This window comes from Pleomorphochaeta sp. DL1XJH-081, assembly GCF_049310885.1.
Lineage (GTDB): Bacteria > Spirochaetota > Spirochaetia > Sphaerochaetales > Sphaerochaetaceae > CAYZJV01.
In genome coordinates, this window is record NZ_JBMDYO010000014.1 from 10,056 (window position 1) to 25,092 (window position 15,037).

The window sequence follows — 15,037 nt, forward strand, 5'->3', positions numbered from 1 at the left end:
AGCTATATCCTGAAACAATTCACCTACCAGATAGAACAGCATAACTGCTACACCTTCTGGATACTCTCCAACGAAGAAAGCACCAATGGTAGCAATACTCATTAGAAAATGCTCACTGAATACCTGTCCACGGGCAATACCTTTTATTGCTCTTAAGACAACCTCTCCACCAACTATAATATAACTAATAATAAATAAGGTAAGCTCAAGCCAATTTTGGAAATTAAAGATGATTCCCACGGCAAATATTGCTCCACCGACCACAAGTCTTATGATTTCTTTTTTGTTGACACCTTCTTCTTCCTCTTCATTATTTTCTTTTATGTTGGCCTTAGATGTATCTTTCTCAAAAACAATCTTTACATCCGGTTCGATTTTTTTTACAATGCCTTCAATCTTCTCATTTAATTCAGTGCGGTTGACTTTCGGACTTATTTCCATTGTTAGTTTCTTCGAAACAAAATCTACTGCAGCAAACTCCACTCCTTCTAAACCGCTTATTTCTTTTTCCATTTTAGCTGCACAATTCGCGCATCCAAGTCCTTCAAGCATTACTATGCTTTTGTTCACCTTTTTCTTCTCTGCATCAACTATTTTAACATCCGGCTCAAGTATATTTACAATGGATGTTACTTCTCCAAGAATTTTACCAAATTCCTTTTTATCGACCGCTTCAATTGTCAGCTTCTTAGTAACAAAATCAACGGTTGCACTATTTACTCCTTCAAGGCTTTGTGTTTGAGCTTCAATCTTTGCAGCACAATTCGCACAATCAAGTCCTTCAAGTATTAATACTTTTTTATTGCTCTTGCTAATGGATTTTTCTTTCACTGCCACATCCGGTTCGTGCTTGTGCACTATGGTTTCAACCTGCTGTAGTGTATTCTTATACTCTTGCTCTGATTCAGTTTCTAAAGTCAATGTCTTGTTCATGAAGTTCATATAGGCTTTGACTCCATTTAATTTATTAACCTCATCTTCAATTTTAGCTGCACAATTTGCACAATCTAATCCTTCTAAAATTATTTCCTTCTTTAACATCACTGCCCCACCTTTACTTACTTTCTTCTGAAATATGAATTAATCCTTGGTCAAATATTTGCTTTACATGTTCATCTTCAAGGGAGTAGAATACAATCTTTCCTTCTCTTCTGCTCTTTACTAGTTCAGCCTGCTTTAAGACTCTTAGCTGATGAGAAATTGCTGATTGGGTCATATTCAATAAGAATGCAATATCGCAAACGCACATCTCGGCTTCATCTAACGCCCAGATTATCTTAATTCTTGTTGAATCCCCAAAGACCTTAAATAGCTCCGCAAGATCATATAGGGTTTCTTCTTGAGGCATTTTTTCTCGAACTTGGTTAACAGTCTCCTCATGTATAACATCACAGTCACATCTTTCAGTTGGTTGAATTTTCCTTGCCACATTATCACCTCCGATATTATTTCAATTGCATACTTGAACAGTTATTCACATGTTAATTTTACTACTGCGATAAAAAGAAGTCAATAGATACTTGAACAGTTATTCAAGTGAACGAGCAATGTATTTTCTATTTATACTTGATGAGGGTTTTAACGATTAAAACACCGCCAGATAAAGGATAATTCTCCTCGACTGGCGGTTAGTTATATGCATTATATTTCTACATCAATTTCAGCACTGAGCCTGAACTCAATAGTCAGTTTATCATCTAAGACTGTTAACTTCTCAATAAGCCGTCTCACCAATAGATCATCATATTCTGCGAGTTGACATGACTGCGTTTTCAACCAATGCATTTTGCCTCAGTTCACGCAAGCGGTATATCTCATCAGCCACTTCGTTATAGTGTTGTATCGATTACTCGTCAATTTGGATTTCAATTCCAGACTTAAATTCCACAATGAAATAGTCATCATAAACCGTTATCTTTTCCAAGAGAGTCCTTACATAATCTTCTTCATATTCAGTCAACTCGCAAGGCAGATCGTTAAGGAAACGCATCATCTCATCGAGTCGTGTTCTCAGATCCTGTCGGGATGCCTGCTCATTTTGAAGGGCCTGCTTCTCATCACGCAGCCTTCTAATCTCCATACCAAGCTCATCACCGGTATTCTTAGAATTAACGGTTGCCAATAGCTCCTGCTGCATTGACTTCATCTGTTCATCAATCGCTGCAATCTGATTTGAAGTGACTTCCTCCAGACTACTCTCGATATTCTCTCGCAAAAGAGGAAGGATTGCTTTCTTTTCCCGGAACGCTTCGTTTATGGCCTTGATAACTACCTCATGGAGAAATTCTTCATGAACAGTCCTTGCGGTACAATCTGGACCATCTTTTTCTACCCTGCTGACGCAGCGCCAAACGGTGGACTTACACCCACGATTGTTCCATTTAATTCTGCGGAAGATGTCACCGCAGTGAGCGCAGAACACTATTCCAGATAAAGCGTAGCGGCCACTATAGATTCGTTTGCGCTTTGTGGTGCCTTTGGTAAGGTTTGCGCGTCTTGCGATTTCCTCCTGTACCTTTAGGAAGATATCCTTTGGAATAATAGCTTCATGACTGTCCTCTACATAATATTTAGGAACCTGACCCTTATTAGCTTCACGCTTCTTTTCAAGAATATCCACCGTATAGGTCTTCTGAAGCAAAGCGTCTCCGATGTACTTCTCGTTTGTAAGTATCTGCTTTATATTGCTTTCATGCCATTTTGCATTACCGGCACCGTTCAGAATTCCATCGGCTTCAAGCGACCTTTTTATCTGTAAGAAGCTCTTACCGCTAAGGTACTCTCTATAGATGCGCTTAACGACTTCAGCTTGCTCTGGATCAATGATGAGGTGCCCGTCTGCATCTTTGGTATATCCCAAGAACCAGTTGTGATTGACCTGAACTTTTCCTTGTTGGTATCGGAACTGCAAACCCAGACGAACGTTAGCCGATAATGACTCACTTTCTTGCTGTGCAAGAGAAGCCATAATTGTCATTAGAACTTCACCTTTAGCATCGAGCGTATTGATATTTTCTTTTTCGAAGTAAACGCCGATGTTCTTATTCTTAAGGGCTCTGGTATAATTCAGACAATCAACCGTATTCCTTGCAAATCGGCTGATGGACTTGGTAATAACCATATCTATCTTGCCTTCGTTACAGTCATTAATCATGCGCTGGAATTCATCACGCTTTTTCGTATTCATTCCAGAAATGCCGTCATCGGCATATATCCCGGCCAGCACCCAATCCGGGTGACTATTGATAAACGAAGTGTAATGCTCAATCTGTGTTTCATAGCTGGTTTCCTGCTCATCACTATCAGTGGAAACACGGCAATAAGCAGCTACTCGTGTTTTCTGGACTTTATCGGTTGTTTTCTGTGTACCGATTGTTTTCTTTGCAGGAATAACCGTAACATTGCTGGCTAAGGAAATCATACATCCACCTCGCTTTCTATCAAGCTGTAGACGTATTCTGCCTGTGTAAAAGGATCATCATATTTTATTTGAACCTTTGGCATCTTAAAACCTGTAGCAATCTTGCTCACTTTGGCTGGCTTATCATCAAATACTCTTCCAAGCTTAGCCTGTCGTTTTACACGCTCGGCTTCTGCCGCGACAAAGGTCTCATTATCAATAATCGCCGGGTAATAGTCGTCTCCGAGGTAATGCTTATTTTGCATCATCTTCTTTGCACCTGTGTGGTAAAGCTTAAGTCCGGCGGCTTCTGCTGCTGGCACGTAGGCAAGGCCAGAGAGGTATGCTTTATAGATCTTCTTTACTTGCTTTGCTTTTTCTTCATCAATCACCGCTTTACCATTTTCGATTCTGTATCCGTATGGGACATGACTCATATTCTCACAACCTTTCCTTAAGGGTTAAACCGCACTTTAGTGCGAAGCCTATTTCACTTCTGGTGTAAACAGTAATGTGGTCAACATGTGCCTCAAAGGCAACTGCATCAAATTCTGCAAGTCCTGCACTATTGTTTACATACTTTAAGAGCCTGCTTACTGCTTTCGAATTCTCAAGCTCACCATTTACCGAGCGGTACAAGGCTTCCTTTTCATTTCTCAACTCCTCAGCTTCAGCTAAAAGTTCACTATTCTGTTTGGCATATAGTGCAGGCTCGATGTACTGCTTTGAAAGAAGGTTTGTAAGAACCTGCCTTCGGTCAAAGTTCTGTTCCAAAGCCGTCTCAAGCTCGTTAATTCGAGTAAGTGCATTAGCTTGGTCAATGCTTTTAAGGCTATTAAGGAACGGTTGTAAAAGAACCTTTTTGCTAAAAATCAGCTTGTTCACCATATTTACAAAGGCGACCTCAAAATCCGTCTCGTTGATAAAAAGCTGGCCGCACTTATTTTTGTCCTTCAGGTGAGTGTTGCAGGTGTAAGCATAGTATTTAGCCTTACAAGCGGTATGTGTTCTTCTTTTCCAAGTAGCACCGCATTCAGCGCATATTATTTTTCCTGAGAATGGGTATCGGCTCAGGTACTTCTCATCATCCGCCACAATATTCTTTTCTTTAGCACGCTGGACAATAATCGCCTGTGCCGCTTCAAAGTCCTCGGTGCTAATTATTGCGTCATGATGACCTTTGACATAGTACTGCGGCTTTTCACCCCGATTGGTATGCCTGTTAAACTGCGAATCAGTGAATGTTTTCTGAAAGAGCACATCACCCGTATATTTCTCATTTTTCAGGATTTCTTTAACTACCGTTGAGCTCCATTTGCCGCCTCGCTTTGTCAGTGCCTTTTTCTCTCTAAGTGCTTTTGCTATTTTATAGCTGCCTTTTCCAGAAAGGCATTTACTGCATTTTTCGGTCAGAAGAAATTCAACGAACGATTGCGAAGTATGCTATTGGTTCAAACATTCTTCACGCCTCTAGCGCTATTGAGCATCTGACCTTCCCATGGAGTAAAGAAGAAGTTGAAAAGTTCAATAAGCTTGTCGAACCCATGTATAGACTGATGGTTGATAATATTGAACAAAATATTGCTCTAACAAAGCTGCAAGATTTTCTCCTTCCGTTATTAATGAATAGGCAAGTAAGAGTTAAGACTTAGCATTTGTGATTAATGCAATCTTGTCTGAATTCTTGTTTTCTTGACTCGAGTTATCAGTATCACTTCATTATTAGCATCAGTTGAAAATAACTCTTAGGAAAAAATTCGACAGACACCTACAAACGTTCCAATATGGAGGTTAATATGCACGGCAACAAGGTCCGAAAGAGCACCCATTACAGCTCCAAGACGGCTGTGAAAAAAGCAAACAAAACCCCTGAACTCCAAAACTAAATGGCATATTAATCAACGGTATTGTTGAAAATACGAGTGTGCGTACGTGGAATAAAAATTGACGAAATTGAGTAGTCTAAATTAATAAAAATCCTGAAAAACTGGTAAAATAACGAATAAATAAGTGTTTACAAAGCAAATACTTGCATAGAGTAATCTTGTATCAAGGGCAAGTTGTCATTGATGATGTATAGTCTAAATAAAATTAAACAATATAGAAAATTGGGAATTTTTATTGATACTACTATAAAATATTAGAGAAATTTTCCGATTCTTTACCATCGACGTTTTTTGTTCTTGAACTTTAATGCGGGTCAAAGAGAAATATCCTTGTCTTTCACACGCATGCAGGGAAAACAACAATTGCACTCAGCAAGTTGCTTTTGTATAGGATCATGGAAAAGTGGGCTGCAGTTCTGTTACGATTCATAGAGCATCATCCACCAAATCCTAAAAACTGCGGAATTTTTAGGCAGACAGAGTCCGCATCATTCACATCTTTCATTGGCAAACAGGTGTTCAACCGAAGTTTTCCAGAACAGCCTTTTGGGCGAAAGCTTCAATCTCCTTGGCTGTCTTATCGAAAGCCTTGATGTATTCGCGGGCATTTTCTGTAAGTGCAGAATGCCCACCTTTTGCTCCTCCTGAAGCTCTCTCGACCAGCGTTTCTCCAAGCCCGCCTTCTGCGTTTCTAATTATCGTCCAAGCCTTGGAATAGGACAGTTCGAGGTTTTTTGCCGCTTCCGAGACCAATCCAGTTTTCTCGATTTCCTTCAGAAGCCAGATGACACCAGGTCCAAAGCAGATTACACCGTTCTTCTTGATCATGATTTTTACGTAGCATTCCATGTTTTTAGTATAGTCCATTTTGCATTCTCTGCCATTCTGTATTTAAAAATATAATGATTGTCAAATTCCCAGAATGTTTGTACAATACATCCGTCTATTTTTCAAAAAGGATACGCAATCATGAAACTAGTCATAACCCAGGATGCAGTCGGACAGATTCTTTGCCACGATATTACACGTATTGTCAAAGGAGTAACCAAAGAGGCTGCCTTCCGTAAGGGGCATATCATCACAGAAGAAGATATTCCTATGCTTCTCTCCATGGGCAAGGACAATCTGTACATCTGGGAAAAAGATGAGACTATGCTTCATGAAAATGACGCAGCAGAATTCCTTCGTCGTATTGCCCAGGGGGAGAACAATACAGAGGGAAATATGCATGTCACCAACGTCAAGGAAGGCAAGGTGGAGCTGATCGCAGATACCGACGGCGTCTTCCTGTTGGATGTCGAAAGACTAAGAAAGGTCAACAGCATCTCTGAACTGATGGTTGCAACAATTCCTGCCAACTACATTGTGAGGAAGGGACAGAGACTTGCAGGTATGCGAGTCATTCCTCTCGTCATCAAGAAAGAAAAATTGGAACTGGCGAGGAAAGCAGTAGGAACAGAACCTCTGATGAAGGTCATTCCTTTCCGTTCCCACAAGTTTGGTGTCGTCACCACAGGAAACGAGGTTTTTCACCATCGAATTATCGACACCTTCACCCCGACCATCGTCGAAAAGCTTCAGGAATATGGATGCGAAATGATTGCCCACGAACTCTCTGATGATGACAACACCCATATTGAAGCTTGTATAAAAAGCATGGTTGAAAACAAGGACATCGAGTTGATTCTCTGTACAGGAGGCATGTCCGTCGACCCTGATGACAGGACTCCCTTGGCTATCCGAAATTCCGGTGCAGATATCATCAGCTACGGTGCTCCAGTCCTCCCTGGCGCCATGTTCATGATCGGTTACCTTCCTGACGGAATACCGATCTGCGGCCTTCCCGGCTGCGTTATGTTCTCCAAGAGAACGATTTTTGACCTTGTTCTTCCTCGCGTACTCGCCGGCATCAAGATTACTCCTGAATATCTGGCAGGACTTGGTAACGGTGGACTCTGCCAGAACTGCCCGGAGTGCCACTTCCCGAACTGCAGCTTTGGGAAAGGGATCTGAGATGGACAGAAAGGATTTCACAATCGCTGTCATCACCCTATCGGACAGAGTCTATAACGGAACTAGAGCGGACCTCAGTGGTCCCGCCATCCAGGACTATCTTGAGAAGGCTGGTTTCCAAAGAGGGGACTACGCCTTGATTCCGGATGACGGCAACAAGCTGAAGAAGCTTCTCCTTGACTATGCGGACAGAAACTACGACCTCGTTCTCACAACCGGTGGAACCGGCTTTGCAGACCGGGACATTACACCGGAAGTCACTCTTTCCATTGCAGACAAAATAGTTCCAGGAATTGCAGAGGCTATTCGGGCGGAAAGCCTGAAGATCACCCCGCATGCCATGCTTTCCCGTGGTGTCGCAGTCATCAGAAAGAAAACTCTGATCATCAACCTTGCCGGAGCTCCAAAAGCCTGCAAGGAATCTCTGGATGTCATCATCGATGCCCTGCCGCACGGATTGGGGTTATTGAAGGGCGAAAAGCTCGATAAATAGGCATTTCTATACAAGGAGTATATATGAAAAGATTTTTCAGTATTTTGCTGGTTGCAGTTCTCGCTGTTTCTCCAGCCATGGCACAACCTGCTTCTGAAACACATGCTGTTGCATCTGCTGAGAAGACAGAAATCATTGTATTCGCAGCAGCTTCCATGACAGAAACCATGACCACCATCAAGGGCCTGTATGAAGCATCTAATCCAAACGTCACCATCACCTACAACTTCGACTCTTCCGGAACTCTCAAGACGCAGATTGAGAATGGTGCAGACTGTGATCTCTTCATCTCTGCAGCAGTCAAGCAGATGAATGCACTGGATGAAAAGAACATGGTCAACAAGGAAACTAAGGTCAACCTTCTTGAAAACAAGACTACTCTGGCAGTTCCAAAAGACAATCCAAAGAATATCACTTCCTTCAGCCAGCTAGCTGACCTCCTGAAGTCTGGTAACGTCTTCCTTGCCATCGGTAACTCTGACGTTCCCGTAGGACAGTATACCCAGAAGATCTTTGCCTACTACGGCATCGATGAAAAGGCTGTCGCATCCTGCCTGACCTATGGTTCCAACGTCAAGGAAGTCACAACTCAGGTCAAGGCTGCTTCCGTCGACTGCGGTATCATCTACGGTACCGATGCCTTCTCCGCCGGTCTCCAGGTCGTAGACACTGCTACTTCCGACATGACCGGTGGCCGGGTCATCTACCCGGCAGCTGTTCTCGTTGGTTCAAAGAACACAGATGCAGCAAAGGCTTTCCTTGAATATCTCAAGGGCGCAGAAGCCATGAAGGTCTTCGAAGCTGTCGGCTTCGCTTCTGCTCTCTAATCGTCTCTGAATATCCCATCCGGAGGGAGCAATCCTTCCGGATGCCTTGGTAACTTTATGGACTGGTACCCCCTCTTCAATTCTCTTAGAATCGCATTCTGTAGCTCTATTCTCGTCTTTTTTCTGGGGATCTTTTTTGCCTACTATGTGGCGAAGCTTCCTCGACTGATCAAAGGCATTTTGGACGTCATCTTGACGTTGCCTTTGGTCCTTCCGCCTACCGTTGTAGGCTACTTCCTGATTCTCGCCTTTGGTGTCAAGACGCCAATCGGAATCTTTCTTTCCCATATTGGAATCAAGTTCGTGATGACCTGGTATGGCGGTATCCTGGCAGCCTCTGTCGTTGCCTTCCCTTTGATGTACCGCACAGCAAGAGGCGCTTTCGAAGCCTTTGACAACACTCTTTCAGAGGCTGGAAAGACCCTCGGGTTATCCAATACGTATATTTTTTGGCGTGTCCGCATGCCTTCCTGTATGCAGGGAATCATCGCAGGAGTCGTTCTTGCCTTTGCCCGTGCTCTAGGTGAATATGGTGCAACCTCCATGCTGATCGGCTATACTCCCGGGCGAACGGCAACCATCTCCACAACAGTCTACCAGCTATGGCGTACAGACAACGAGAAAGAAGCCTTCATCTGGGTCATGGTCAATCTTGCTATTTCTACTGTTGTCCTCCTTTCCATCAACCTTCTCGAGAACAACCAGAAAGCGAAAAGGAGGAAACCATGAAGCTCTATGTCGACATCGAAAAAGATTTTGGATCCTTTGTCCTGAAGACCTCCTTTGAAACGGAAGAAATGATTGCCGGCCTTCTGGGCCCTTCCGGCTGCGGGAAGTCCATGACACTGAAGTGCATCGCAGGTATCGTCATACCAGACAAAGGTAAAATCATATTGGATGACAGAGTACTTTTCGACAGCGATAAACATATAAACCTCAAACCTCAGGAAAGGAAGGTTGCCTACCTCTTTCAGAACTATGCACTTTTCCCAACCATGACCGTCAGGAAAAATATCTACTGCGGGATGCATTTTCTCAAGGACAGGGAAAAGAAGAAACAGAAGTATGAGGAGGCGATCAGCCTCCTCCATCTGGAGGGCCTTGATGGGCATAAGCCTTCCCAGCTATCTGCAGGGCAGGCACAGCGCGTCGCCCTAGCCAGGATGATTGTAGGAGACCCGCAGCTTCTCCTCTTGGATGAGCCATTCTCCGCCCTCGATACTCATCTCAAAGAGAAGCTCCAGGCAGACGTAAAGGAGCTGATGGGGAAGCTCGGAAAGCAGGCCATCCTGGTCACCCACTCCCAGACAGAAGCTTCAAGGCTTTGTTCCCGGCTCTGCGTTATACAGAAAGGATCGATCATCCGGCAAGGGAAAACGGACGAAGTCTTCTCAAATCCGCAGTATGTGGCATGTGCCCATCTTTTCGGATACCGAAATTTCTCTCGCTTTGAGAAGCTTTCAGAGGGCAGAATCAAATTGATTCCTGCCGGAATTGAACTCGAATGCAGTAGACCTATTCCTGAAAGGTACTCCATCGTATCCATTCCGAATGATGCAATCTATCCAGTTGGTCCGATTCCTGTGGTCACCAAAGACTGGATGAAGGAACAGGATGGCAATCTGTTGATTCTTTACTATGGTTCGGATCAAAAGCTCTGGTGGAAGACACCGGACAAGAACCTCATCTCTATTTCCAGCATTAGTATTGAACTCGATGCATGCATATTCCTGGAGCAACAAGATGAGAGATAAATTTGAAAGGGATATCAGCTATCTCAGGCTTTCTGTTACAGACAAATGCAATCTCCGTTGTCGCTACTGTATGCCTGCAGACGGTGTGGAGAACAAGGAACATAAGGAAATGCTCACCCAGGAGGAGATGCTTGCTGCAGTCAAGATCTGTGCAGGACTCGGAATCCACAAAGTACGCATCACAGGCGGAGAACCTCTTGTGAAGCGAAATATCCTTTCCATCTGCAGGGGAATTGCCGAGACAGATGGCATCGACTACGTGGCTTTGACCACCAATGGCCTCTTACTGCCAAAGTATGCCAAGGATCTAAAGGAAGCAGGGGTGAAGCAGCTGAACATCAGCCTCGATACACTGGATCCTGCAAAGTACGGGATAATCACCAGAATAGGGAAGCTGGAAGATGCTTTGAAGGGCCTTGAATGCGCCCTGGAAGTTGGATTTGAGAAGGTCAAGATCAATGCAGTCCTGATTGGAGGCTTCAATGATGATGAAATACCTGCTCTAGCCCAGCTCTCCGTCTTATATCCAGTGGATGTGCGCTTCATTGAACTGATGCCGATGTGTGAAGATGGATTTTTCTCCTCAGCTTCCTTCCTCTCCTCGAAAGCAATCATGGAAGCTCTTCGACAACTTTCTCCAGAGCCTTCAGATGGAGGAGTGGCAAAACTCTACCGTATCACGGGAGGTCAGGGTCAGGTGGGTATCATTTCTCCTCTCTCAAACCATTTCTGTTCGAGTTGCAATAGAATCCGCATCACAGCTGATGGCAAAGTAAAGCCATGCCTTCACTCCAAAGTGGAGTATAATATTAAAGGTCTTACCGCTGAAGAAATGGAAAAGACGATTAGGGACTCCATCTGGGGAAAGCCGGAGAAACATAATCCGCTTTCCTTTAAGGAAAGAAGTGAATCAAGCAGAAACATGAATGAGATAGGGGGCTGAATGAGCGATTTTACACACTTCAATGAACAAGGAAGAGCAAAGATGGTCAACGTGGGAGAGAAGGACAGCACCCATAGAACAGCCAAGGCTTCCTGCAAGATTCTCATCAATCGAGAGACCTTCAATAAAGTCAAGGACGGTGGTATGAAGAAAGGGGATGTTCTAGCTGTAGCCCAGGTTGCAGGGATCATGGGGGCCAAGAAAACACCAGACCTTATTCCCATGTGCCACCCAATCCTCCTGAACGGCATCGACCTTTCCCTCTCCCTTAATGAAGAAGACCTTTCCGTGGACATCCTTTCCGAATTGGAATGCAACGGTAACACAGGAGTGGAGATGGAAGCCTTGACCGCCTGCACCATTGCCGCGCTGACAGTCTACGATATGTGTAAAGCTGTCCAGAAGGACATAGTCATCACCAGTATCCGGTTGGAAAAGAAGACAGGCGGCATCCACGGCGACTACAACAAAGCAGAATTAGATATCGATTGAACAGTAGCCTAAGGAAACGGCAGCATCGAGAGAATTCTCTGAAGCAACCATGTATTTCCTTTATAACGGTATTGTCGGATTGCTGCTTCCCAAAAACAGGATTTACCGCTGCAATGCTTTGTTGAAGCAGAAGAATGATGTACCAAGCATCTCTCCTTCTTCTTCACACCAGAATGGTGATTTCATCTCCTTTCCGGATGCTGCCTTCCTCTATGACTTTGGCAAAGATTCCTTCTGTCGGCATGACGCATTTGCCAGTCTTCTTTTGTATTTCACAGCCCTTATGGCATTCCTTCCCGATCTGAGTCACTTCCAATATTGTCTTTCCAATCTGTAGCTTTGTCCCAATGGGAAGAGTCTTGAGATCAATTCCCTTGGTCAGAATGTTCTCTGCAAAGGCTCCGGCATCCAAAGTGAGTCCCTTGTTGCGCATGGTGTCTACAGATTCATCTGCAAGGAGGCTGATCTGCCTGTGCCAGTTCCCGGCATGGGCGTCACCCTCAATTCCATAATCCTTCCTGACTGTGATGAACTCCACTGGATGCTTGACTACTCCCTTTTTGTCACTGATACAGACTGCTACAACCTCGGCCATTGCTTTCTCCTCTACGTAGTAGATTATAGTTTAAAAGCCTTTGAGCGAAAAGGCTAATTCGATTTTCCCATGCAGAGGAACTCATAAAGACTGTTTTCAATAGAAAGAGGGCGTCATATGCCTAAGATTCTTATCGCTTTCTAATCAATCTGATGGCAAGTATCAAATTTGACTAAATTCTTCATGGAGACAAAAAAAACTATCCATCACATACAATCCGTGATACAAATGACCAATCATGCCTGAGGACAAACCGAAACCAATCGTACGCATCATTCCAGCCAGATGGCCGCGTAAGCGTATGCGCGTGGCATTGTACTGTCGTGTGAGCACACAAATGGAACGGCAGCTGCACAGCCTCTCAGCCCAGATGGATTTCGAGAAAGAGGACATCCTGGATAATCCCGCTTGGGAGTATGTCGGTACCTATACCGACATCAAGTCTGGTAGGACCATAAGTTCCCGTCCTGGCTTCCAAAGCCTCCTTGCTGATTGTGAGGCGGGTAAGATCGATATGATCTATACCAAGTCCATCAGCCGGTTCGGACGCAACTGCGTTGATTTTCTGGTGACGCTCAGGCGGCTCAAGGAACTGAAAATTGATGTCTTTTTCTATAATGAGAGGATCCACCTCCTCAGCCAGGCAGGGGAGTTGCTCCTTACTCTTCATGCCGGTGTAGCCCAGGCAGAGAGTGAGAACAAGAGCGAGAACATCAAATGGGGTCTGAGAAGGAGCACCATGGATCCAGACTCCCCGGCATTCTCTCGTAGGTGTTATGGGTATGATCGTAATGAGGAGGAAGGCCTCATCCTCAATATCGCAGAAGCCAGAATAGTCCTGAAGATCTTTGATTGCCCAACGAAGCGAGAGCAGCGGAGCCGTCCCCATGGATCCATTGCCGAGCGAGTGCCGGCAACGTAAGGTTCCAAACCTCGCCCCTGGGGCGGAAAAGGATGCGAAGCTTCCTAGGTTCAGGGCTTGCCCTAGGGTATTGATACCTTTCATTGTACGAGCAAGGCTGGAGCATAGTGAGGATCAAGAAGGAACTGGAAGCCCTCAAGGTTCCCTCACCAACGGGCAAGAAGAAATGGCCGGTGAAGACGATCGAAAATATTCTCACCAACGAGAAATATACCGGCACCTCAGTCTATGGAGAAACAGAGTCTGCAGAGTTCCCTTCCACCAAGAGAAAAGCCCGTGACCCGTTCGAGGTCCACCGGTCACGCAACCATCACCTCCCAATCATCCATGAACGCCGGTTCAAGCGCGTGCAGAAACTCAAGGCGAAGCGCTCCAACATTGAGATCGATGAGTATGGGAACAAGGTCAGAAAGAGCACCCATTACAGCTCCAAGAAGGCTGTGAATAGGACGAAGAAAACCCCTGAACCCCAAAACTAAATGGTATAAGAATCAACGGTAATGTTGAGGATGCGAGTGTGCGTAGCCTTGGTAAAAATTGACGAAATTGAGTAGTCTAAAATATCAAAAAAAACTGAAAAACTGGTAAAATTTCAGAAAACTAAGTGTTTACAAAACAAACACTTGCAAAGGGTAATCTTGTATCATGGGCAGGTTGTCATTGATGATTTATAGTCAAAATAAAGGTATAATATAGAATAAAATAAGAATTAGTTTTGAGAATACTCTCAGACTGGGGCTTACTTATATAGAATCCCCCATAGAGCGAGTAAGATTTAATAAGCAGAATAAAATCGTCATCAACTTTTGAGCACAACCCGGTGACAAAATACCAACCGTTGATGATAGGCGGGTAGGCATCTTGAGTAGAGAAGGGAATCTACTTTAGCTTGCCTAACAACAATGCGAGTTAAAAGATACTGCACAGGATGCAGTGACTCATTTGCGAGACTAATACCTATTTTGAAGAAGGTGGCTAGAATTTAGTATCAGTGCATGGTTTTATTAGCTCTCGATTTTATCGCACACGGGAAACTCGAAGGGTGCCGATGAAGCAAACCTTGTCACGTGCCGTGCCGCCGTGGGAGGTGAAGCCAATGTACCGGGACCGCCTACGCATCCCCCGGGACATGCCATTCCTTCCACAAGATCCGGACAGGTACTACCTTTGTCGATATGTTTCAGCATCTCAAGACAATCGGAGAGGGTGTCGGCTTTTTCGAAGCTGATGTCCGTTATACCGAACTTCTCTTCTGCTGTCCTGATGATCGCATTGCCGACTCCCGAAGCATTCGCATATCCGCGCCCGAGCATGCTCGCGTCCTGAATGGCAGGACTCCCCCCGATCGTCGCGAGATCGATCTCGAAGGCAACGAAGAGTGCCGCAAGTTCCTCGAAGGTCAGGACATGATCCACATATCCCGACACTTCGGTGGTGAGTGCCTCATACTTCTTGGCAATGCATGGTCCGATAAAGATAACCTTCGCAGCCACATCGGATTCCTTGATCTTCTTCGCCGTCTCCACCATCGGCGTATAGCTGTCGGCGATATTTTCCGCTAGGTCCGGATATGAATTTCGTGCGGTCAAAACCCACGATGGGCAACAGGAAGTTCCAAGAAATTTTCCCTGTTTAGTTGTGTATTTTTCGGCGAGTAGGATTGTGTCGCAATCCGCGCCATAGGCGACTTCCATCACCCGGTCGAATCCCAG

At 44.6% G+C, this 15,037-nt stretch carries 17 protein-coding genes (1 of these 17 running past the window's edge); 9 read left to right on the forward strand and 8 right to left on the reverse strand.

The features are described 5' to 3' along the window. From ACODJP_RS13405 to ACODJP_RS13430, 6 genes are all read right to left on the reverse strand, one after another. Positions 1–1,041, reverse strand: the 5' end (the start) of a protein-coding gene (locus ACODJP_RS13405) for a heavy metal translocating P-type ATPase (RefSeq protein WP_422482351.1). Its footprint begins 1,557 nt before the window's first position; 1,041 of the gene's 2,598 nt are visible here — the first part of the coding sequence; it begins with the start codon at positions 1,039–1,041; the stop codon falls past the left edge of the window. A 13-nt stretch (positions 1,042–1,054) separates the two neighbouring features. After that, positions 1,055–1,429: an ArsR/SmtB family transcription factor gene (locus ACODJP_RS13410; RefSeq protein ID WP_014271466.1), complete on the reverse strand. Its 375-nt coding sequence runs from the start codon at positions 1,427–1,429 to the stop codon at positions 1,055–1,057. Positions 1,430–1,846: 417 nt separating this feature from the next. Then, on the reverse strand, positions 1,847–3,421 hold the full coding sequence (locus ACODJP_RS13415; protein ID WP_014271467.1) for a recombinase family protein: 1,575 nt from the start codon (positions 3,419–3,421) through the stop codon (positions 1,847–1,849). Then, complete coding sequence (locus tag ACODJP_RS13420) at positions 3,418–3,837, reverse strand: recombinase (RefSeq protein WP_014271468.1); 420 nt, start codon at positions 3,835–3,837, stop codon at positions 3,418–3,420. The genes ACODJP_RS13415 and ACODJP_RS13420 overlap by 4 nt, the downstream gene beginning before the upstream one ends. Before the next feature lie 4 nt (positions 3,838–3,841). Further along, entirely contained in the window at positions 3,842–4,813 is a 972-nt protein-coding gene (locus ACODJP_RS13425; RefSeq protein ID WP_255528460.1) for a recombinase family protein, read from the reverse strand. A 992-nt stretch (positions 4,814–5,805) separates the two neighbouring features. Next, a complete protein-coding gene (locus ACODJP_RS13430) occupies positions 5,806–6,135 on the reverse strand; it encodes a winged helix-turn-helix domain-containing protein (protein WP_422482354.1) in 330 nt (109 codons plus the stop codon). A 120-nt stretch (positions 6,136–6,255) separates the two neighbouring features. Between ACODJP_RS13430 and ACODJP_RS13435 the strand changes: the two genes are divergently transcribed. The 7 genes from ACODJP_RS13435 to moaC all read left to right on the forward strand — a co-directional run bounded on the left by ACODJP_RS13435 (position 6,256) and on the right by moaC (position 11,808). Further along, on the forward strand, positions 6,256–7,299 hold the full coding sequence (locus ACODJP_RS13435) for a molybdopterin-binding protein (protein WP_422482356.1): 1,044 nt from the start codon (positions 6,256–6,258) through the stop codon (positions 7,297–7,299). Position 7,300: 1 nt separating this feature from the next. Beyond that, complete coding sequence (locus tag ACODJP_RS13440; protein WP_422482358.1) at positions 7,301–7,792, forward strand: MogA/MoaB family molybdenum cofactor biosynthesis protein; 492 nt, start codon at positions 7,301–7,303, stop codon at positions 7,790–7,792. Positions 7,793–7,815: 23 nt separating this feature from the next. Continuing rightward, entirely contained in the window at positions 7,816–8,619 is an 804-nt protein-coding gene (gene modA / locus ACODJP_RS13445; protein WP_422482360.1) for a molybdate ABC transporter substrate-binding protein, read from the forward strand. A gap of 57 nt (positions 8,620–8,676) precedes the next feature. Next, positions 8,677–9,348: a molybdate ABC transporter permease subunit gene (gene modB, locus ACODJP_RS13450; RefSeq protein WP_422482362.1), complete on the forward strand. Its 672-nt coding sequence runs from the start codon at positions 8,677–8,679 to the stop codon at positions 9,346–9,348. 68 nt (positions 9,349–9,416) lie between these two features. Beyond that, positions 9,417–10,373 carry a sulfate/molybdate ABC transporter ATP-binding protein gene (locus tag ACODJP_RS13455; RefSeq protein WP_422482364.1) on the forward strand — a complete coding sequence of 319 codons (957 nt, stop codon included), beginning with the start codon at positions 9,417–9,419 and terminating at the stop codon, positions 10,371–10,373. Then, positions 10,363–11,316, forward strand: a complete 954-nt coding sequence (moaA, locus tag ACODJP_RS13460) for a GTP 3',8-cyclase MoaA (RefSeq protein WP_422482366.1) — start codon at positions 10,363–10,365, stop codon at positions 11,314–11,316. Before ACODJP_RS13455 ends, moaA begins: the two co-directional genes overlap by 11 nt. After that, positions 11,317–11,808, forward strand: coding sequence for a cyclic pyranopterin monophosphate synthase MoaC (moaC, locus tag ACODJP_RS13465; RefSeq protein ID WP_422482368.1), 492 nt, complete (start codon positions 11,317–11,319; stop codon positions 11,806–11,808). A gap of 163 nt (positions 11,809–11,971) precedes the next feature. Here moaC and ACODJP_RS13470 read toward each other — a convergent pair whose 3' ends face one another. Continuing rightward, positions 11,972–12,403, reverse strand: a complete 432-nt coding sequence (locus ACODJP_RS13470; protein WP_422482370.1) for an MOSC domain-containing protein — start codon at positions 12,401–12,403, stop codon at positions 11,972–11,974. Between the two features lie 238 nt (positions 12,404–12,641). Here ACODJP_RS13470 and ACODJP_RS13475 point away from each other — a divergent pair, with 238 nt between their 5' ends. After that, positions 12,642–13,325 (forward strand): recombinase family protein, encoded by a 684-nt coding sequence (locus ACODJP_RS13475; protein ID WP_422482372.1) that lies wholly within the window; start codon positions 12,642–12,644, stop codon positions 13,323–13,325. An 83-nt stretch (positions 13,326–13,408) separates the two neighbouring features. Continuing rightward, positions 13,409–13,804: a recombinase family protein gene (locus ACODJP_RS13480; protein WP_422482374.1), complete on the forward strand. Its 396-nt coding sequence runs from the start codon at positions 13,409–13,411 to the stop codon at positions 13,802–13,804. Between the two features lie 525 nt (positions 13,805–14,329). On the opposite strand, the gene ACODJP_RS13485 is transcribed toward ACODJP_RS13480, so the two are convergent. Beyond that, a partial coding sequence (locus ACODJP_RS13485) for a [Fe-Fe] hydrogenase large subunit C-terminal domain-containing protein (RefSeq protein ID WP_422482375.1) occupies positions 14,330–15,037 on the reverse strand: 708 nt, incomplete at its 5' end.

Coding starts and splice junctions, on each gene's coding strand:
- modA (WP_422482360.1), top strand. CDS start 7,816: ATGAAAAGATTTTTCAGTATTTTGCTGGTTGCAGTTCTCGCTGTTTCT.
- ACODJP_RS13470 (WP_422482370.1), bottom strand. CDS start 12,403: ATGGCCGAGGTTGTAGCAGTCTGTATCAGTGACAAAAAGGGAGTAGTC.
- ACODJP_RS13455 (WP_422482364.1), top strand. CDS start 9,417: ATGATTGCCGGCCTTCTGGGCCCTTCCGGCTGCGGGAAGTCCATGACA.
- modB (WP_422482362.1), top strand. CDS start 8,677: ATGGACTGGTACCCCCTCTTCAATTCTCTTAGAATCGCATTCTGTAGC.
- ACODJP_RS13430 (WP_422482354.1), bottom strand. CDS start 6,135: ATGGAATGCTACGTAAAAATCATGATCAAGAAGAACGGTGTAATCTGC.
- ACODJP_RS13420 (WP_014271468.1), bottom strand. CDS start 3,837: ATGAGTCATGTCCCATACGGATACAGAATCGAAAATGGTAAAGCGGTG.
- ACODJP_RS13415 (WP_014271467.1), bottom strand. CDS start 3,421: ATGATTTCCTTAGCCAGCAATGTTACGGTTATTCCTGCAAAGAAAACA.
- moaA (WP_422482366.1), top strand. CDS start 10,363: ATGAGAGATAAATTTGAAAGGGATATCAGCTATCTCAGGCTTTCTGTT.
- ACODJP_RS13440 (WP_422482358.1), top strand. CDS start 7,301: ATGGACAGAAAGGATTTCACAATCGCTGTCATCACCCTATCGGACAGA.
- ACODJP_RS13435 (WP_422482356.1), top strand. CDS start 6,256: ATGAAACTAGTCATAACCCAGGATGCAGTCGGACAGATTCTTTGCCAC.
- moaC (WP_422482368.1), top strand. CDS start 11,317: ATGAGCGATTTTACACACTTCAATGAACAAGGAAGAGCAAAGATGGTC.
- ACODJP_RS13475 (WP_422482372.1), top strand. CDS start 12,642: ATGCCTGAGGACAAACCGAAACCAATCGTACGCATCATTCCAGCCAGA.